Below are 21,095 nucleotides of genomic sequence, written 5' to 3' on the forward strand. Positions count from 1 at the left end.
TTAGAAGCCTAAGTTTAAACCAAAAGATACTGTGCGTAAGTTGGGATATGCCCCAAATGGTGATGAAATATCACGATAATGTTCGGGGAACGGGTTTACAAAGTTGATTGGATTTGTAGCTACCACATACGCCCTTATGCTTGACATTCCAAGTCTTTTTGTGATGGAAGCAGGCAGGGTATAGCTTAAGTTAGCACTGGAGATATTCCAGGTGAAGGGGCTAACAAACCAAAAATCACTTGTAGCACTCACATCGTCTGAGTAATAAGGGTCGGGATATTTAGCATTTGGATTAGATGGGGTCCAGTGATCGGCCCAGAATACAGGCCTGTTCTGGTTAGCAGTAGCTTGTTTAATGGCGGCGCTCTCAATTGATTGGTTGCCACCCCAGCTCATTCCCATAACCACATTTAAGCTTAATGTTTTATACGCACCGCCAAAGTTCAGACCAAGATTGTAGTGGTTTGATGATTTCTTACCTAAATAAAACTGGTCGTTGAGATCGTTTTGTTTGATAACACCGTCGCCGTTTTTGTCAACGTAATTGATCATACCAGGTGAAGGCACGTAACCAAAAATCTTAACGTTTTGCGCGCCTCCGGCTGCTGCGGCCCTTTCTGCAATGATCGCATCAGCATCGGCTTGTGTACGGATGATACCGAGTGATTTGTACCCCAGTGTTCCCTGGTCGCTTGATTTACCGGTCAAATCCTGAATGGTACCCACCTGCGCTGCAGCGATATCGTATTTAATGTATTTATTATCGCTCCAGGAAAAGAACGGGCTAAAATTATAGCTAAAATTAGAACCAATTTTGTCTTTCCAGCTTACAGAGATCTCGTATCCGAAAGTATTGACGATACCATAATTTTCGGCAGATGGCGCTGCACCTATAGTTACAGGAACTGAAGTGTTCAGCGATGCAAGCATATCATAGCGGTGCTCCCAGAAATAATCGGCCGAAACTGATAAGCGGTTACCCAAAAAAGCGGCATCTAAACCGTAGTTTGTTTTCAGGTCATGGTCCCAGGTTAAATTAGCATTAGGGATAGCTATATTTAGCAATGCGCCGAGGCCCCTGTCGCCATTGCCGCCAAAAACAGCACCACCTTTGTTGCCGGTACCAAACTGGTAGTTAACCGCGTATAAGAATGACGGTGTATTATCAGAGCCCAACAAACCTACCGAACCCCTGAATTTCAGAAGATCAACAAAGCTCACTGATTTAAAGAAGTTTTCTTTTGAAACTACCCAGCCTGCTGAAGCCGAAGGGAAATATCCCCACTGGTGGCCCGGTGCAAAGTTGGTATTAGCATCAGCCCTCATGGCCAATTCAACCAGGTATTTATCGGCGTAGGCATAATTTACCCTGCCTGCAACAGCTTTACGGCCATATTCCTTCACCATTGTGGCCTGGTTTGACGATTGATCGCCGATGGTGAATGTCTGGTTATCTTTTCCGCCTACAATTACACCGTCGGCCTCAGCCGCCACACCTTCGCTGTATGATTCATATTGCTCATACAAGGCAAGGGCTGTAATTTCATGCGCGCCAAACCTTTTATGGTAAGTAAGATTTGCATTGAACTGGTAGTTATCGGCCATTGTTGGTGTAAGGCGCACCCTATCCCCATTTTTTATCGCTTTTACGCCTACCACCGTTCCTCCGGGAATATGGTTATTGTCGCCTTCGCCCGAATATTGATTATAATAAAATGTTGAGCCATATTGCTTGTTAAAGGCATTATTAAGATTACGGTTGTAGCTTACATTGGCTGTTAAGCCGCTAATGCCCGGAATTTCGTAACTCAAATTGGCTAAACCATTAAATACAGTATTATTGTTACTTGTATAGTTATTGGAATTTTGAACAGCAAAGAAGTTAAGGTTATCATTATTACTGGTTCCTAAGTATACAGGGTGTCCGTCGATAAAATATTTTTGCCATGGTGGTGCCTGGTTAAGCGACAGGAAGTCGTTATCCGGGCTTTCGCTGGTGCTTGAAAGTTTGTACCAGTAAATTTTGCTTTTAGCAAGGTCTTCGCTCAATGACAAAGATAGTTTTAAACCTTTAGCAACTTTTGCATCAACACTGGCCCTAAACCCGAAGCGATTGGTATTTACCCCTTTAAAGTTAGAGTTTTGGTTTACATAGTTGGCACCTGCAAAATAGGTAACCTTATCATTACCGCCGGTTATGCTCAACGCGTTCCTGCTGGTTACTGCCGGTTTAAACGCCTGCTCCAGGAAATTTTGGTTATTAGCTTTAAAATACTCAAGCTCATCAGGCGTATAATATTTTAAGTCTTTATTGCTTAAATCGCCGTTGATATAACCTTCGGGTGTTATGGTGTGGTTATACCTGGTTTGCTCAACATCATTCAAATAAGTAGCCATCTGAAAGCCCGACATCATTTTTGGCAATTGGATTGCATCGGCTATACCCACTGATGAACTGAAGCTTACCTTTGGCCCGCCTGCCTGGCCGCGTTTGGTTGTTACAACGATAACGCCATTCGCGCCTAAAATACCGTATATGGCAGCGGCTGCATCTTTTAATATCGAAATATTTTCAACCTCGCTTTGATCAAGCAGGTTGAAATCTGCTTCACTGCGTTGTACGCCATCAATAATGTATAATGGTGTTGTACTACCGCCATTCTTTGCCAGGAAAACAGGGTTACGAATGGTGATAGTTCCGCTTTGGCCCGGCCTTGCAATACCACCGGTAACACTTACCGCGGCATTGGTTCCGCGTAACGCGGCAGCAAGATTAGTGGTTGGGATATCCTGGATGGTTTTCATATCCACCGCGGCAACAGCACCTGTTAAGTGTACCTTCTTTTGAGTACCGTAACCTACTACCACAACCTCATCGAGAGCATTTTGTGATGGTAGCATTTTAAAGTCGGCATTCATTTCGCCAATCTTCAGTGTTTTTTCCTGGTAGTTGTATCCAAGAAATTTAGCCCCAACCACAATGGCCTGCAGGTTAGTAGCCTTAATTGAATATTTACCATCGGCATTGGTGATAGTACCTGTAGTACTGCCCTTTACCTGGATGGCAACCCCTGGCAGGGGAGCACCTTTTTCGTCCGTAACCGTACCTGTTATATTACGGTCCTGGGCTTTTAGCGCGCTGCCTAAGCACAGCAACACCGAAAGTAAGAGGAAAAGTTTTCTCATAAACTTGATAATTTAATTTTCATGATCAGGTTAATTAATTGGTATAATTGGTTTGCCCGGCTAAAGCTTATTTCATGATACCGGGATATTTAGGTTAGTTCAAAAATTATTGTTTTGCTGCCTGCCGCTCTTTGATCCGTTTTTGCCACTCTTCACCCTCCTTTTTCATATCGTAGCCCTGTGCGGATAGGTAATTATTAATGCGGCCCTTAAACTTGCCGAACCAGGCGTGCTTTTTTTCTGATGATTCAGCATCTATAGCGTTTTCCCGCGCCTCCAGCAGCCATCCCTTAATTTTGCTTTTTTGTTCTTCGGTGAGGTTAGGTATTTCATCCTGGTAAGCGGTGTAAGTGATTGGATAAATGCGGTAGGTCATGCCGTCTTTTATTTTATCAACCTCATCAGCGCTTAATTCCTTATTCAGCTTATTGATATATGAGGTATGTAAAACCTTAACCTGCTTAGCCACATTACTATCTACAAGGGCGATTTTGGCATTGGCACCTGCCTTATCATCGGGCATCTGGGTTTTAATATCATTTACTTTTGCTTTACGCGCATCATAAATGGTGTTCAAATCACTGTACTGGGCAACTACAATATCACGCACTTTCTTAAATTTTACCGAGTCGGAGATGCCTGCTCCTGTAACAATTTTGTTTGAACGTTCGGTTATAACTTTTATGTAGTTGTTATCCACTGGTGCCTGCGCGAAAGCCTCACTGACTGCAACTGATAATAACAATATCACTATGTATTTAAAGTGCTTCATGGTTGTTTCAATTGGTTAAATTCTTTACAATTTTTATAAAAGCCTTAAAAAAAGTATATAGTATCCTGCCGTTTTTTACGCAATTAATTGTTCATATCACAATTAATTAACGGTTAAAATCTTGTCAGTTCTAAAAGCCTGATAAAAAGTATAATTAATTTTATTGGTTTATATTTCCTGGTATCCTGCAGCCTGATTTACAAGTTGCTTTAACAAATATCAATGGTTAGCCTTTGCCTTTCCTATTTGTATTTATCTATTTATTATACAATCTTACCATAACCCGCTTTTCGTGTTAGGCTAATTTTTTGTCAAAAGAAAATTACATTCGTGCAAATTGGGTTTGATTAAAAATTACTACTTTTAAAATATAAACCAGCGCGACGCATACTTATTTGTCCGCTTACCTGCTAATCTTTATTGATTTTTACAAAATGAAGCCCCATTTTCTCAAGGTTGCGGTTAAACCGCAAAATTCATTCAGTATCAGGCATGATATTTTGCCCACCTTCCGGGGTATCTGGCACTACCATCCCGAGCTTGAATTACACTACGTAATAAAGGGCGAAGGGGTTAGGTTTATTGGTGATAATATCAGCAATTTTTCGCCGGGCGAAATTACTTTGCTGGGTGAGGCCCTACCACACTGCTGGCGCTGCAAGGATGAATATTTTTTGCCCGAATCCGGATTGAATGTTGAGGTGATCGTGATCCATTTCTTGCCCGACTGCCTTGGCCGTTATTTGTTAAATTTACCTGAAGCGTTCATGCTGCCCAAGCTTTTTGAAAAAGCAAAAAGTGGTATGGTAATTAAGGGTGAAGCAAGAACCGAGCTGGCCAAACTGATGCGGCAGGCGGCTGAAGCCACCAATCTCGACAGGATCATTATCCTGCTATCGATACTGAAAGTGCTGGCCGAAAACGAGGACTTTGAACCGATAACATTATCGCACAGCGACTTCCACCAATCAAACGAATCGGATACTATCCGCCTCAATAAAGTATGTTCATATACGCTGGCCAACTACAAACAGGAGATCAGCCTGGAAAAAATAGCAGCCATCGGCAACCTCAGTGTCACCTCCTTTTGCCGGTATTTTAAACTGATGACCAAGAAAACGTATTTTGATTTTTTAACCGAGATCAGGATCAGTCATGCCTGCCGTTTTTTGATTGAGGACAAATTACCCACCGAAGTTTTGTGCTTTGAATGCGGTTACAACAACATCTCTAATTTTTACCGACACTTTAAAAGGGTTACCGGCATGACCCCGCTTGAGTATAAACGCCGTTATATTAAAGGACAAAAGCAGGCAATTTCTGCTTGATTTTGTTAAGTCTCAAGTCCTTAGTCGAAAGTATTGAGTCAAATCATGACTTCTTACTTAGAACTTAAAGCTTTCGACTTAAGACTAATCAATACCTATCTCACTTTGCAACATAGTATAACTACTATACAGATCCTCGATCTTATTGCGGATGGCTGGCGAAAAGTAGCCAACATCGCGCCGGGTGGTGGTAGATATTTTCAAACCGCGTTTGGTAAGATAATATTTAGCAATTACCGGGTAAACATTGTGCATCACATCCATATTTTCGGTTAGAAATTCCTGTACCATGGCAACCTCATGCTGGCGGGATGCATCGGCATAATGATTGCATAACCAAACAATAAGCTCAGGGAAGAAATTCCCCTGGATACATGACAATCCCGCCGAACCTGCTTTAAGCGATTCAACCGCGTGAACCATGTAAGCATCATACAAACCAAAAGCTGAGTTAATTTTACTTGCCTCCAATTTCTGTTTTACCACGTCAATTTTAAGACAGGTATCTTTATGATATATTACCCTGCCTGTTGCTGCAAAATGATGAAGCTGTTCTGCCGATAATAACCTTTTGTATGGCACGGGACATTCGTAAAATCCTAAAGGAATATTTTCTGTTTGATCAAAAAGATCAAAAACGCGATCATTAAGTGCAATATCCGGCTCATTTGCATCGGCCAGTAAACTGGTAATGGCAATTACCGCTGAAGTGCCGGTATCATACACCCTCTTTATGAAATCAGCTTGTTTTTCAACCGGGCCACCAAAGGTACCGGTAGCTACCACAGGAACAGCACCGTCAACAGTTTCAACCACGTGTTTGATAATTGCTAACCGCTCCTCACCGCTCAGTTCAAACATTTCGCTCGAGAGGCAATTGGCAAACACACCGGCCGCACCCGCGCGCAGGTACATTTCGGTTAAGCGGGTAAGCGCTGAATAATCAATAGCACCGTTATCTTTAAAAGGCGTTAACATTACCGGGATAAAACCCTTTTTTGATTGTTCCATTTGTGATGATTATTAAACTGTTAATTGCCTTGTTTTGGTTAAAAAAATTCCTGTTAAAAAAATAGCCAATGTACCGGCTACAATGATCATATTGGTATTCAATGTGCTGCGAAGGGCCGCGTATTGCTCGGGGATAAGGGCGGGAAAAGTAAGCCAGATGATCACCAAAACACCTATAATACTGGCAATGATAGCCTCATGGTTACCGGTTTGCCTGCTGATAATGCCCAGCAAAAACAAACCGAGCATGCCTGCTGCAAAAATCCCCGAAAGCTGCCACCATAAATCAAGGATGCTTTTTACGCCTATCATGGCTATCCCGGCGGCCATACCCGCAAAGCCAAAAAGTACGGTACCAATGTGCAGGGCGTTCAATGTATTTTTATCATTAAGTTGCGGCTTAAAGTACCGTTTGTAAATGTCGATGGTAAAAACGGTAGCTGATGAGTTCATGCCCGAGCTGATGGTGCTCATGGCAGCTGATAAAATTGCGGCAACGATAATACCCACCAATCCTGCCGGAATTTTGGTAACCATAAAATTCGGCATGATCTTATCTCCGTAATCGGCAGGGGTTAATTTGTTCATAAATGCCGAAACATCGGTTGCCGAAGCCTTTGCAGGCAGGCGCTCTATAGCTACCTGGTGCTTAAGGCTTAAGATCAGATCGGGATGCTGACTGTAGTAAGCATATAAGCATGAACCTATTACAAAAAACAGGAAAGATGCCGGAACATAAATGCCAACACAAAGCCACACTGATTTGGCAGCCTGCTTGGTTGATGTGGCCGCGTGATAACGCTGGATATAATTTTGATCCATTCCAAAATTGTTGAGATTGATGAAGAAACCGTAGAACAGGATCACCCAAAAAGTTGGTTCGGTAAGGTTCAATGAAAAACTGCCCAGGCTGAATTTGTGATCAGCTCTACCAATTTCTACGATCTTATCAAAGCCGCCGGGGATGCTGTTTACCACCAAATAAATAATCAGCAGGGCTCCTAAAGTTTTGATGATAGCCTGCACAACTTCTGTCCAGATCACAGCTTTGATCCCTCCTGATACTGTGTACAGGATAATAGAGATTCCCATTACCACCATAATGGTCTTCATAGACAGACCGGTAAGCGCCTGCAGACTTAACGCTATACCAAAAAATACAGATCCCATGCGGGCTATCTGCGTAAGCAAAAAACAAATAACCGCATAAACCCTGGCCCATGGACCAAAGCGTTTTTCGAAATGTGTATAGGCTGAAATATTGCCGGTATTACGATAAAATGGTATAAAATATTTTACGGCTATCCAGGCCGCTATTGGCATAGATAAGCTAAAAACGAAAGCGTTCCAGTTGCCGCCGTAGGCTTTGCCGGGTACACCTAAAAAGGTGTTACTACTTAAAAAAGTAGCATAAATTGATAAACCGATAGCCCAGCCCGGTATTAAACCAGATGCAACGGTGAACTGTTCGGCATTTTTATTTTTACGCGAAAAATAAAAACCCACCAGCACCATAGCTATAAGGTAAATACCTATAATGGTAAAATCTAACACGGGCAACACTTTCATGCGTTAATCGGGTAGTACAGTAAAAATTAGTATTGTGGTTTAAAATTGTATAACAAATTTAACGTCCAGCAGTTAACCTTTACTGTAATATTTTCTCCTGCTACTGTAGGATATTAGCACAAACAAATAAATATACAAACAAAAAACGCCGCCGCTTGGCTCCAGCCGAGTGGCAACTATTCTCTGGCCTCCGGCCGGTATACACAACACTTGTTTACGGCGGCCAGAGGCCGCTTGATAGCTGCCACTCGGCCGGAGCCAAGCGGCGGCTGGAATTTTTTTTACTTTTTTTTAAAGAATAAAATAATCAGACCTATTGTTATGGGGATAAGGGAAATGAAATATGTGTCTAAACCGATCCTTCCAGATTCACCTTCAATTTCCGGGTCATTCAGCATTCTTAAAAAGATAAAGAAAAGAACTCCTATAATTATAAAAACTACACCTGAAACTATTTTTAAGGACTTCATATTCACTCTTTATTTTTGTAATTGTAATTTAAAAGCGATACGGTTACTTTCAATAATTAAGTGAGCCGGTTTCAGTCCACCAGCCGTAGCAGTAATGGTAATTTTCCCGGCAAAAGCTTTAGATTGAATAATAGCCAATCCCAAACCATTAAACAGGTGATGCTGATCAGATACAAAAGCTTCCAGATCTGTTTGTGAGCCATTATCCACACCTTTTAGTATTCCCCGCCCCGTTACTTTAAACTTCACCAATTGATTAGCATGGGGCACCAGAACGTTGTTTTTATCCAAAACAGATACGGTAATGTACGAAAGGTCTTTACCATCGGCTTTGATTTTATCGCGATCTGCTTTTAGCTGTATTTTATAAGGCTCGCCCGCCGTAACCACCTGCGTGGTCATCACCACTTTGCCTTTACGGCGCGATACTGCTATTAATACTCCCGGTTCATATTTAACATGCCACATTACATGTAGATCATCGCCGGCTTTCTTCCTTATACCAATCGACTTGCCATTCAAAAATGCTTCTACCTCATCGGCGTTATTGTAATAAGCCCAAACATCAATCATCTGTCCCGGCTTCCAGTTCCAGTGTGGTAACAGGTGCAGAACCGGCTTATTTGTCCACTCGCTTTGGTACATGTAATAAACATCTTTGGGGAAACCGGCCAAATCAACAATGCCGAAGTACGAGCTACGGGCAGGCCACAGGTACGGAGTTGGTTCGCCGATGTAATCAAAGCCCGTCCAAACGAAAAGCCCCGAAAGAAAATCGTGTTTTTTAATGATCTTCCAGGTTTCCTCGTGCGTTGAGCCCCAATAGGCCGAAACATTATCATACGATGATACGGTGAAGTCGGCATTACCATCCTTCAAAGGTGTTTTACCATCCTTTGGCCAGCGCCTGATACTATCCGAGGGCATATCATAATGCCCTCTTGTTGCCAGTGCCGACATATTTTCGGTACCGATAAACTTTTGACCGGGATAGTTTCTTTGAAAATCGGCATATACTTCCTGATGGTAGTTCAACCCAACCAGGTCAAGCGCACCCGACTGGTAAATAAAGTTCTTTTTAGGATCAGCATCGCTCAAAGCTGATGTAACCGGCCTGGTATTATCCAGTTGCTTTACAATTTTAACCAGCTCGCGACCAATACTTACACCTGTACCATCAAACTGTTCCCTTATTTCGTTACCAATACTCCATGCAAAAACAGATGGATGGTTCCGGTCGCGTAAAACCTGGTCTTTCAGGTCTTTCACATGCCACTTGTCCCAATCCTCGTGGTAATCGTGTTTGCTCTTTTTCTTCTTCCACATATCAAAAGCCTCGTCCATCACCAGGAAACCCATTTTATCACATAGGTCGAGTAATTCCGGCGCGGGAGGATTATGCGATGTACGGATAGCATTGCAACCCATGTCTTTCAAGATCTGTAATTGACGTTCGATAGCGCGGGTATTAACAGCCGTACCCAAAGCTCCCTGATCATGGTGCAGGCATACACCAAGAATTTTCATCGGCTCACCATTTAAGCTGAAACCTTTATCTGCATCGAAATTAAAATACCTGATACCTGTAGTGGCGATATAATCATCAATAACCTGATCACCAGCCATCATTTGCAGCTTTACTTTGTACAGATAAGGATGTTTTACCGACCATAGTTGAGGATTATTTACCCGGATGCTTTGCTGAATTACAGTGTCCTTTATTGCAGCGGCAGCAGATCCAACAACCCTACCTTTATCATCCCAAACAGAAGCTTTGAGCTTAAACTTTGAGTTAATTAAACCCGGCAAAACCGTACGAATATTGATCTCTGCCTTTTGATGATCAACCTGCGGTGTAGTTATAAATGACGACCATTGCGGCAGATGGGTTTTATTAACGGTTGTTAGCCACACATTACGATAAATACCCGAACCTGTATACCAGCGTGAGTTGGGCTGATCGCTGTTATCTACCCGAACGGCAATCACATTTTGTTGTGTACCGAATTTAAGGTAAGGCGTTAAATCATACCTGAACGAGATATAGCCGTTTGGCCGTTTGGCTAAATAATGGCCATTTATCCAAACTTCGCTGTTATGAAAAACGCCGTCGAAATCAATCAAAATAGATTTAGTTTTTGATGATGCAGGGATCAAAAAGCTTTTACGATACCAGCCAATGCCTGCTGGCAATCCGCCCTCGGCCTGCGTGGTAGGATTTTTACTGTCGAATTTACCTTCAATGCTCCAGTCATGCGGCAAATCAAGCTTTCGCCAGCGGCTATCATCATATTTTACATTGTTCGCCGTCGAATCGTCACCTAAAAAAAACTTCCAGTTGGAGTTAAAGTTTTCCGTTTTGCGTACGCTTTGCGCAGATACAAAACCAACCACGAAAAATATTAAACACAGTGTATATAGATAACGGAACCTCATTACGTTTTGCTTTTCTTAACAGGAGGAGCAACAAAGTTCAGCTCGCTTTTACCCAGATCTTTTGAAACAGCTACTGCTATACCACGCTGATCGGCTTTATTTACGGCACAATAAAAGTGATAAACCACGCCTTTATATTTTACCACACACGATTTATGGGCAAACATATTATCATAAGGCTCGGACGATTGGATGAGCTTCTCCCCTGTCCAATCAGTCCAGTGCACCAGGTCGTACGAGCAGGCAAAGCGGTTAAACACGCCTGAGTCGCCGGTTTTCCAGAAAGCGCCGAAATAAAACATAACATATACATTTCCTATTTGCTGAATGTACGGGTCGCCGGTAATACCGTCGCCGTGATTCAATACCGGGTCTTTGCCAAAACGTTTCCAGTGCAGCATATCGTCAGACACAGCCATGCCAATGCGCTCGGCACCACGTTTTTTATTAACGCTGTCGCCATTGGCGTTGTAGTACATAATGAACGGGTGACCGGTTAGCTTCTTTTTATCCCAGATCACGGTTTGTTTGTATTGCGTATGATTATCCCACCAGCTTACATCTTTATCAATGCTTGATAATACGGGATGATCTAAACCCTGCCACTCATGTGCCATACCCGGATCTTTATCGGTAGAAGCTACGCTTATGGATAGCAAACCTTTTTCGTACCCTTTGCTTTGCCCGCCGAAGTACGACAACCAGTATTTGCCGTTATACTGCTGCAATTTGTACGAACCACCCCATTTATAATCCTGCAAGCCGACATAACCGGCTTTTTGGTTATTGTCCCATTTGGTAGTATCGTCCGAAAATGAAAGGATGCGGCCCCGTGTTTTCCAGTGCAGCAGGTCTTTACTATCGGCCAGCCAGGTTTCATAACCGCGACCGTTAAAAATAATATAGCTCATATACCAGTTGTCACCGTGGCGAAAAACCGTGGGGCAATCAGCCTTTTGGCTATTATCTTCAGGTGCTATCACCAGGCCATATTTGTAAGGCGTTTTTACCTGCTCGTAAATATCTTTCATCACCTTTTCGGGTACTTCCTGGGCATGTGCCCTAAGTAGTAACAAAGTACAGATAAGGAGTGCAGATGATTTAAAAATGTGTTTCATTTTAGTTTCAATATTATTTGGCGATGAATGTATAGTTGCCTGAACCAGCCTTGATCTCTGCCTTCCCATCGTGATAGCCGATAAATTTAAGATCACGGTGGGTTTTGATATTTTGCCCATCTACCATAATAACTGCGTTATTTTTTACTGGCAGAAAAATACTTGCGATAGTATTTGCGGGGATTTTCACCTCCAGTTTAAACTGATTTTTGTCCTTCGCCCAGTTACTAGAAATATTGCCATAGGGCGATTGATAATTAGCCTTAGCCCAGGTAACGTTTCCTACTGTTTCGGGCCTGATCTCAATTTTGTTAAACGCAATAGCATTATCGGCCGGGCGGATTCCCGCAAGGCCACTGTAAAGCCACTCCATCAGGTGCCCTAACATAAAGTGGTTATTGGATACCGAAGGCAATGCCGCCCATGACTCGGTTAAGGCTGTGGCACCATGGGCCAACTGATAACCATAGCCCGGTACATCGGCACGACTGTTCATATCATAGATCACATCCGAAAGGCCTTCATCATCCAGCACACGCAACAGGTAGCGATAACCGATGTCCCCCGCGGTAAGGGCATTCCCTCTGCCGCGGATATCTTTTACGATATTATTTACTACAGCTGCTTTATATTGTGGCTCAACCAAACCGGCATAAACCGACATAGCATTGGCCGTCTGACTACCTGTGCCGTATTGTTTAGTGTCAGCATTAAAAAACTTTTGATTGTACGCCTGTTTAACTTCGGCAGCGAGCCTTTTGTATGATGCGGCATCATCACTTTTACCAAGCAGCGTAGCTATTTTGCCCGCTATATCAAGATCATAATAGTAAAGCGAAGTAGCCGTAATGCCCTGCGGCGTTAACTGCGAAACGCCGGGAGGATTTGGGCCGAGGTCATACCAGTCACCAAGCCCCTGATAAAGCAAATGATTTTGTGATTTTTTGTCGAGATACGCCAGGTACCGTTTAATCATATCATAATTTTGAGCAAGAACCTCTTTATCTCCATACCATTGGTATACATACCAGGGTAAGATCACTGCATTGCTCCCCCACTCAGGCGAATCGCGAAAAGGCTCATCAAACTTTACATATTCGGGTGAGATCTCGGGGATTAATCCGTCTTCCGTTTGGGAAATGCGCATATCGTTAATACACTTACGCGCCAGGCCCACAATGTCATAATTATAATGCAGGGAGCTGCCAACTAAATGCGCTTCCTCCAGCCAACCCAGTTTTTCGCGGTGAGGGCAATCGGTAAATACGCTGGCCATATTACTTTTCATGGCCCAGTCAATTAGTTTAAACGTTTTGTTAAACAGCTCATTTGAACAGGCGAAATTGCCCACGGTTTCGGCACTGTTACGGGTATGCAATCCTTTAATCTCTACAATTACGGGCAACAGGTGAGGGTTGGTTTCACCTTGATTTACAGCACCCTGTACCTGCAAATACCTGAAACCGTAATAAGTAAACAAGGGATGCCAGGTTTCAACAACGTTGCCCTTCAACACATAATCGTAATAATGTGGACTGCCGGAAGCTTTCTGATTAGCGCTGCCATCCTCATTTACCAATTCGGCGGGGATAATACGTACAGTATCTCCTTTTTTGCCTTGCACACTAATTTGCGGGATTCCTGAAAAGTTCTGGCCCAAATCATAGATCCATGCACCATTAGCAAGTTGCTTTTTATTTTGAGGCTTCAACACCTGCATAATTTTCAAAGGCTCCGCCATTTGCACGCTCAGCTCAGGTATGCCATCTACCTTAACCACATTGCGCCATTTTAAGTCGTCAAAATTGTTGGTATTCCAACCCGGTTGCTCAAGGTTAGCGTTATAATCCTCGCCACCATAAATGCTGCTGAAAGTAACCGGCGAAGGTGCCGTTTTCCATGAGCCATCACTAACAACATTTTCTACCTTGCCGTTATCATATTCTAGCATCAACCGGCAAATCATTTTAGGATAACCAAAGGCACCGGTGAGCTTGCGATAACGTTTATCCCGCGGAATGTAATAAAATCCATTGCCGAGCATTACGCCAATAGTATTTTTTCCCGAAAGAAGTTGACTGGTTACATCAAAAGGCACATATAAGGCCTGTTTATTATATTTTGTCCATCCGGGATCAAGGAAATGATCACCAACTTTTTTACCGTTCAAACTCAACTCAAAATGGCCTAACCCGCATAAAAAAAGTGTAGCTTTTTTTAACTTCTGTTCCACATTAAATGCCTTCCTAATCAAAGGCAAAACATCATTAGCAGCACCCAATTTTTTAGGTCCTTTACCATGATAAAAGGGAACGATAGCCGATGAATCGGGTAATTTATCATAGGCAATCCAATCGGCACCATGCCAGTCGGCTTTAGTAAGCAGGCCCATTTGCCAGCTGGCAGTATTACTCCATGCCGATGCTTTGCCATGGTTGTCCCAAACCATTACTTTCCAGTAATATGTTTTTGCGGCTTGCATAGGCTTACCATTGCATGAAACCTGTAACGAGGCACCGGATGGTACCTTTCCCGAATCCCATATATCGGCAATATTACTTTTGAGCTTAGCAGCGTCACCAGCAACCAAAACCCGGTAAGCGATTTGCATGGTGTTGCGGGCATCGCTTTGCATTTGCCAGCTCAGCTTCGGCTTAAGCGATTCGATACCCAACGGATTGGTTTTGTACTCGCATTGCAGGTTTAACACCTTCAGGCTTTGCGCAAAAAGGCCGAAGGGTAGTAACAAAAACAACAGGCTGATCCTTTCTTTCATGTTAATATTTTATTGCATTTCGATACCCGAAACAGCCAAACCATCAGCTTTTATGCCCGTGATCACCAGCTTATAATTCCCCGCGTTGATACTTGTGCCCGTATTAGTTGCAACCGTGCCCGATTTATTTTTGGCAACCGGTTTAAAACTCAATTCTTCCTCCTTCATCACCGTACCGTCAGCGGCCAGTAATTGCATTTTTGCCGTTAAAGTTTGATTGCTCAGGTTATAATATTTTATGCGCAAGGCATACAAATCGGCAACACCAGGTGTTAACGCGAATGATACACTGCCGCCTGCCCCGCTGCTAAATTTAATTACTTTTTTTCCGTTCAGGGTGTCGGCTTTTATGCCATCGCCTTTTATCTCAGCCGTCTCCGCTTTATAGCTTACGGTTTTACGAAGATCGGTAGCAGGTTGCAGCGAAGTAACAGGCAGCACCACCACAGTGTACATGAACCTGCTTTTATTTTCACCTAACTTAACTACATCAGCCCTTTTAAAACGCTTCCTGTAAACAGCCAGTCGACTCCCTCCATTGGAATCATTTTTTACAAATAAACCGGTGTTTTCATAATTGGCAACCCAGGATGGTCTTTGCAAAGCGGATACGTCCATAGCAACATATACATCGGCATCAGCATTCAGAGTAAATGAACCAAAAGCCCCCTCTAAATCTCCCCCGGTAGGGGAGACTTTTAAAGCCCTCCCTTCCGGGGAGGGTTGGAAGGGGCTACTTATCCAATCTGCACCATAAAATATTGGCGGCAGATCATTAAAAGTTACCCCGGCATCGGTGTATTGTTTTTGGCCGATATCCATCCAGCTTTTTATTATCCATTTATTATTGCCCCGTAATTGGCCGATTATTCCATTACCTGCCTGTTGTGATTTTACTGTTTTATTTAAAGTACTGATGGCTATAGCTGATATGATCGCCTCGCCGGCCGCGGCATTTGGAAAAGATATGCTTAGCATCCCGCCTGTAACATGCGCGGTGATACTTTTTTTAAGTGCCTTTGCATACCCGGCTTCCTTCCAGATATCCAGATTACGGATCATGGTTTTGCCGTTCACAGCTATATCAAATAAACGCCACGCTGAACAATCCATTCCGCCGCCTGTACCATACCAGGGTTCGGTAAAATATAGTTCGACATGATAATCACCGTCCGGCACCGGGAAGTTGAATTTCAATTTATTCAAACCATACCTAAAAGTCTGGAACAAGGTATCATCAGCCGTATTACCAATTCTATCGAAAGTGCGTTGCTGACTGGCAAAAAACTGGGGCATACCCGGATCATCATCCGTCCATGATGTGGAGCCGGGTTGGTGTTGATTATCCTGATGTTTATCGGCCATCCAGGTATTGCCGAAGGTATCGGTGTAATCCGGCCCGCCGCAATTGAGGCGGTACAAATAGTTATAACCAGTTTCCGGTTTCAGGATAGCAGGATCCTCTTTAGGCAAATGAGGTGCTGATGGTAAATGGTTCAGCATGATCTCATCATGCGCTACCGGCTTGCCATTAACATATCCTACGGCGTACAACACATTGTATTTGATATCCGCGCTATCCCATTGAAAATGCGTGCCTATGCCCTTCCGCTTTCTTTTGCCTAAAGATTCGTGGTTAATATCATTGAAAAGCTCAACCTCGTCGCAGTTGGAGTAAACAATGATACTATCCTTCTTACCCGGAGCCAGCCAGCGGTTTGGCCAGGTGTGCGATACGATGTAAACCATAGGCTCGCTACCTTTAGGCGCATAATTGGCTCTGTACATGTAAAAAGCATCAGTTGGTTGGCCCCATGGCGTAAACAAGCCTTTGTAATTAATTGGTCCTACCCTATCAAGCTCCCGTTCCCCTTCGCCGCCTTGTATGCGACCAGGGTTTTCATGCGAATAGAGCAGCCATTGAAAATGCCCTGCCACCTGATTTTTTACAGACTCAGCCAGGCGAACTTTAGTTTCCATCAGTTGGGTCATGCGGTCTTCACTCAGGGGGCCGTTTGCATTGAAAGGGCCTTCGGTATGTAAACCGAGGCTTCGCCATGCGCCATACTCGCCTACTAATATTTGCTTTTTCAGGTCTTCGTCATAGCTAAGCGGATTACCGCCGTAAGTGCCTGTCCAGTTTTGGGGCACGTCCCAATCAGTCCCTTCGCCGCCATTGCAGGTTGTAATTTTGCGTTGCGATGAGGCCGTAGGGTCAAGCTTACGGATGATAGCGCTGCATTCACGGGCAAAATCGGCAGGTAGTTTACTTTCATTCTGTAAGCCCCATAATATCACCGAAGGGCTGTTGCGCCGTTCCTTCACCCAGTCAACCAGTAAGGCTTTGTAATTGGCCCTAAACTCCGGCGAATCATACCAGATATGCGCCGAATACTGTGGCCACCATAAAATGCCCAGTTTATCCCAATATTGCTGATAAGCGAGGTTATGAGGCTGGTGCGCATCTCTAAATGCATTAAATCCGGCAGCTTTTACCTGCATTACCCTTGCTTTGATTTCCTGCGCTTCAAAAGCCTGGCTTTTGCCCATCAGGTGCTCATACTCCGCAATGCCATTGATAAAAACAGGTTTACCGTTGAGATAGAAACGATTGTTGTTATTATTTCTGCCGATGGGCCAGCTGATCCACCGGACCCCATACGGCGTTTGCGTTCTGTCGATCAGTTTTCCATCGGCCCAAACCTCTGTTATTACATGATACAGGTAAGGTTTCTCCAACGACCATAGCTGCACGCTTTTAACATCGGCAAACTGCTGACTTACCGTATTAACTTCACCGGTTTTCAATATTTTGTTTGATTTTGCTTGCGCGATAGTTTTGCCAGCGGCATCAACCAGGTTGTTTGTCACGGTTATTGCAGATGGCTTTCCGCTATAGTTTTTAACTTCAGTTTCGAGATTAAGCGTAGCCGATTTTTCACGAACGGTAGTATCGTTCCAGATGTGGATACCAAAAGGCTCCACCCTGATAGCATTCGTGACGATCAAATGAACCGGCCTGAAAATACCCATCGGCTGCGAACCCTCCGAAAAACCCGGATCATCTGAGCAGGCACCGCAAACCCATGGCAAATCTTTGATAAACGAAGGGTGATCGGCCCTAACACACAACAGGTTTTGTTTACCTGCTTTGATAGCATCTGTTACATCAATGGTAAATGATGTGCGCCCGCCCGCATGATAGCCAACCTGTTTGCCATTAAGCCATATTGTTGCGTAAGAACCAACTCCCTCAAACCACAGGAAGTAACGCTTAGCATTTTGCTTATTTTCAAGCGGAAATATTTTACGATACCATGCGGTGCCGTGCCTGTTGCCATGTTTCAGGCGACGATAGCCTCCGTAGGTGTCCCAGTTATGGGGTACACTAACCGTTTCCCATTTGGCATCATTAAAACCGGCTTGCTCAAAACCGGCGTTTGCCTTTGGATTGTTATCATCTGCAATACTTTTCCAGTTGGTATTTAGCGGGATATCATTACGGATATTTTGTTGAGCAACAACCTTCAGGTTAACCAGACAAACCAATAATACAAAAGCGATCCGGTCGATCATCCTATAATTTTGCTTATGATAGATTTTCCCCGCGCCCATCTTTTATAATTGTTTCAGATCGGCATCAAAGCGATAACTTTTACCTTTTTGAGTTTCGATATCGGTGGTCTTTCCACCATAACACAAGCGACAGGTATTACCCAATTTGGAAAACACCCCCACATTTTTCAACCGCCCGTTTTGCCATTCAAAATCCAGCACAAAACCGCCTCTTGCACAAATACCTTTAATGCTGCCCTGCGGTAATGCCGTTGGTAAGGCAGGGAGCAGTTCAATAGCATCACCCGGGCTTTGTAAAAGCATTTCGGCTAAACCTGCTGCGCCGCCAAAATTGCCATCAATTTGAAACGGTGGGTGTGCATCAAAAAGGTTATGGTAAACTCCACCCTTCTCCTTGCCGGAAGTTACATCCGCAGGTGATAGCAGTTTGCTCAGCATCAGATAAGCATGATTACCCTCGTGCATCCGCGCCCAGATATTTACCTTCCAGGCAATGCTCCAGCCGGTGCCTTCATCTCCACGGTATTTCATAGATTGTTCAGCCGCTTTCAGCAGTTCGGGAGTTTTTAAGTTGATCTCCGTGCCGGGATAAACACCCCACATGTGCGAAACATGACGATGGGTATCCGTAGTATCGTCCTTGTCTTCCAACCACTCCTGCAGCTGACCGTACCTGCCGATTTTATTGGGTGCTATCTGGCTATATTTGAGTTTGAGTGTATCGGCAAAAGCTTTATCCGTGTTCAGCACTTTAGCTGCTTCGATACAGCTTTTAAACAGGTCGCGAATGATCTGGTGATCCATCGTTGGCCCCGCAACCAAACCCCCATGCTCCGGCGAGTTAGATGGCGTGCTGATGAGGAAGCCAGTTTTCGGATCTTTCACCAAAGAATGCACAAAGAACTCGGCTGCACCCTTCATTTCGGGATAAGCCCGTTTTTGCAGAAAATCCTTATCGCCGGCATACAAATAATGTTCCCATAACTGATGGCAAAGCCAGGCAGCGCCGCTAACCCAAATGCCATGATTGGAAGCGTTAACAGGTGCCGCCCCCCGCCACAGATCAGTATTGTGATGCAGCACCCAACCCGGAGCACCATAATGCTCAGCTGCGGTTTCATGCCCGGTTTTGGAAAGGTCATCAACGATACTAAAAAACGGCTGACTGCAAGCCGATAAGTTAAGTACTTCGGCTGGCCAGTAATTCATTTGGAGGTTGATATTGGTAGTAAACTTACTACCCCATGGCGGTGTAAGCAGGTTATTCCACAAACCCTGCAAATTCGCCGGGCCACCGCCCGGTCGGGATGAGGAGATCAGTAAATACCTGCCATATTGCGCGTACAAACTAATAAACGAAGGATCGGGCGACTGGCTAAACTTCAGGATTCGCTCATCTGTTGGCAGCTCGGCAGTTTCGCCTTTACCTAAATCAATGGAAAACTTATTGAAATACTTTTGATAATCTTTAATATGAGCAGCTTTAATGACGGCATAGCTTTTATGCCATAGAGCTGCAATCTGGGCCTTACAGATAGCCTCGGGATTGCCCGATACATCATGATAGTTTTTAAAATTGGTTGCCGCCGTAAGGTAAAATGTGGCTTCATTAGCTCCGGTAACCGATATGTTTTTTGAATCCACTACAACCTTACCACCCGCCGCCTGTACATGCAGATAACTTACGCCACGCAAAACACCACTTTTTACTTTTAAAGACAGCGCGAGTGTATGGTTATCAACTTTGCGGCTAATGTAGTTTTTGTGCAGACTACTTAGCAAAGCTTTGAGTGTAATTTTACCGGGCTTATCAGCCGCTAAATGTACAGCCATCACCTGATCGGGAGCACTGCTGAAATATTCGCGGGCATAGGTAACACCATCCGCTTTATAACTCACATGAGCAATGGCGTTTGTAAGATCGAGATCACGCTTGTAATCAGTTACATCCTGTTTTGGAAATTGCAGGTACAGATCGGCAAAAGGTTGGTAATCGGCATTGTAACGGGGATATGCAGGTGGATTATCGTCCTGTATAAAATATTTCCACTGACCGGCCAAACTAATCGCATCACTTTCACTTCCTTCGGGATAAACCGATAAAGTTTTAGCGTTGCTTGTAAATCCACCTTTATCGTAAAAATTAACTACCTGTACAGCAAGCCTGTTTTTGCCGATATGTACCTTATCAGAAGGGATAATGTATTTCCTGTAAGCGTTACCCGATGTTGTGCCGATGTAATCTCCGTTAAGCCAGGTTCGGTCTATATCACGTATCCTGCCTAAACTAATCACGATATTTTTCCCTTTCCAACCGGAAGGAATATTAAAATGCTTAATAAACCAAACTGCTCCATCCAAACCTTCAAAACCGGGTGTTATTTCCCAACCCTGTTCAATTGGCAAATTGATAGTTCTAAGGTTATTATCATGAAATAGCACGTCCTGCGGTAAATGGTATGAGCTCATCATATTGAACCATTTCGCCGAATCAACCGCATAAGTGGCTTCATTACTCTTCATCCCCATAAAATGCTGCTGGGCCATGGCTTCTGCTTCGGTCTGCTTACCTTCGGCGAGGAGTTTGCGGATAGGTTCCAGATATTTCACGGCACCTTTACGGTTATAATCGCGGGGGCCTCCAGTCCATAGCGTTTGTTCGTTGTATTGGATATGGTCTTCGGCAACGGCACCGTAAATCATTCCCCCTATCCGGCCATTGCCAATGGGTAGGGCATCCGTCCATTTTTGGGCCGGCTGTTTATACCAAAGTTTCAAGGGTTGCTGGGCAAAAGCCTGTACAACTCCAAACAATAAAATCGTAATACATAAACCCTTCCTGCTATTCATAAA

Annotated in this window: 10 protein-coding genes; 1 reads left to right on the forward strand and 9 read right to left on the reverse strand. The window is 43.9% G+C overall.

Annotated features, from left to right (window positions below; genetic code table 11):
* Entirely contained in the window at positions 1-3,186 is a 3,186-nt protein-coding gene (locus DIU38_RS18030; protein ID WP_112654707.1) for a SusC/RagA family TonB-linked outer membrane protein, read from the reverse strand.
* A gap of 106 nt (positions 3,187-3,292) precedes the next feature.
* Positions 3,293-3,958, reverse strand: a complete 666-nt coding sequence (locus DIU38_RS18035) for a DUF3826 domain-containing protein (RefSeq protein ID WP_112654708.1) — start codon at positions 3,956-3,958, stop codon at positions 3,293-3,295.
* Positions 3,959-4,392: 434 nt separating this feature from the next.
* Here DIU38_RS18035 and DIU38_RS18040 point away from each other — a divergent pair, with 434 nt between their 5' ends.
* Positions 4,393-5,286 (forward strand): AraC family transcriptional regulator, encoded by an 894-nt coding sequence (locus DIU38_RS18040; RefSeq protein WP_090531643.1) that lies wholly within the window; start codon positions 4,393-4,395, stop codon positions 5,284-5,286.
* 84 nt (positions 5,287-5,370) lie between these two features.
* Here DIU38_RS18040 and DIU38_RS18045 read toward each other — a convergent pair whose 3' ends face one another.
* The 7 genes from DIU38_RS18045 to DIU38_RS18075 all read right to left on the reverse strand — a co-directional run bounded on the left by DIU38_RS18045 (position 5,371) and on the right by DIU38_RS18075 (position 21,092).
* Positions 5,371-6,297 (reverse strand): dihydrodipicolinate synthase family protein, encoded by a 927-nt coding sequence (locus tag DIU38_RS18045; RefSeq protein ID WP_112654709.1) that lies wholly within the window; start codon positions 6,295-6,297, stop codon positions 5,371-5,373.
* Positions 6,298-6,309: 12 nt separating this feature from the next.
* Positions 6,310-7,866, reverse strand: a complete 1,557-nt coding sequence (locus DIU38_RS18050) for a sodium:solute symporter (protein WP_112654710.1) — start codon at positions 7,864-7,866, stop codon at positions 6,310-6,312.
* Positions 7,867-8,345: 479 nt separating this feature from the next.
* Positions 8,346-10,772 carry a glycoside hydrolase family 2 TIM barrel-domain containing protein gene (locus DIU38_RS18055; RefSeq protein ID WP_112654712.1) on the reverse strand — a complete coding sequence of 809 codons (2,427 nt, stop codon included), beginning with the start codon at positions 10,770-10,772 and terminating at the stop codon, positions 8,346-8,348.
* Positions 10,772-11,890 (reverse strand): glycoside hydrolase family protein, encoded by a 1,119-nt coding sequence (locus tag DIU38_RS18060; RefSeq protein ID WP_112654830.1) that lies wholly within the window; start codon positions 11,888-11,890, stop codon positions 10,772-10,774. Before DIU38_RS18060 ends, DIU38_RS18055 begins: the two co-directional genes overlap by 1 nt.
* A gap of 13 nt (positions 11,891-11,903) precedes the next feature.
* Positions 11,904-14,666, reverse strand: a complete 2,763-nt coding sequence (locus DIU38_RS18065; RefSeq protein ID WP_112654713.1) for an alpha-L-rhamnosidase — start codon at positions 14,664-14,666, stop codon at positions 11,904-11,906.
* A gap of 9 nt (positions 14,667-14,675) precedes the next feature.
* On the reverse strand, positions 14,676-18,242 hold the full coding sequence (locus DIU38_RS18070; RefSeq protein WP_112654831.1) for a malectin domain-containing carbohydrate-binding protein: 3,567 nt from the start codon (positions 18,240-18,242) through the stop codon (positions 14,676-14,678).
* A 42-nt stretch (positions 18,243-18,284) separates the two neighbouring features.
* Entirely contained in the window at positions 18,285-21,092 is a 2,808-nt protein-coding gene (locus DIU38_RS18075; RefSeq protein ID WP_112654714.1) for a glycoside hydrolase family 95 protein, read from the reverse strand.
* Between the last annotated feature and the right edge of the window lie 3 nt (positions 21,093-21,095).

This window comes from Mucilaginibacter metallidurans, assembly GCF_003286435.2.
Taxonomy (GTDB): domain Bacteria; phylum Bacteroidota; class Bacteroidia; order Sphingobacteriales; family Sphingobacteriaceae; genus Mucilaginibacter; species Mucilaginibacter gossypii.

Excerpts from the sequence above, each read along its gene's own strand:
- DIU38_RS18030 (WP_112654707.1), bottom strand. The coding sequence starts at position 3,186 with ATGAGAAAACTTTTCCTCTTACTTTCGGTGTTGCTGTGCTTAGGCAGC.
- DIU38_RS18035 (WP_112654708.1), bottom strand. The coding sequence starts at position 3,958 with ATGAAGCACTTTAAATACATAGTGATATTGTTATTATCAGTTGCAGTC.
- DIU38_RS18040 (WP_090531643.1), top strand. The coding sequence starts at position 4,393 with ATGAAGCCCCATTTTCTCAAGGTTGCGGTTAAACCGCAAAATTCATTC.
- DIU38_RS18045 (WP_112654709.1), bottom strand. The coding sequence starts at position 6,297 with ATGGAACAATCAAAAAAGGGTTTTATCCCGGTAATGTTAACGCCTTTT.
- DIU38_RS18050 (WP_112654710.1), bottom strand. The coding sequence starts at position 7,866 with ATGAAAGTGTTGCCCGTGTTAGATTTTACCATTATAGGTATTTACCTT.
- DIU38_RS18055 (WP_112654712.1), bottom strand. The coding sequence starts at position 10,772 with ATGAGGTTCCGTTATCTATATACACTGTGTTTAATATTTTTCGTGGTT.
- DIU38_RS18060 (WP_112654830.1), bottom strand. The coding sequence starts at position 11,890 with ATGAAACACATTTTTAAATCATCTGCACTCCTTATCTGTACTTTGTTA.
- DIU38_RS18065 (WP_112654713.1), bottom strand. The coding sequence starts at position 14,666 with ATGAAAGAAAGGATCAGCCTGTTGTTTTTGTTACTACCCTTCGGCCTT.
- DIU38_RS18070 (WP_112654831.1), bottom strand. The coding sequence starts at position 18,242 with ATGATCGACCGGATCGCTTTTGTATTATTGGTTTGTCTGGTTAACCTG.
- DIU38_RS18075 (WP_112654714.1), bottom strand. The coding sequence starts at position 21,092 with ATGAATAGCAGGAAGGGTTTATGTATTACGATTTTATTGTTTGGAGTT.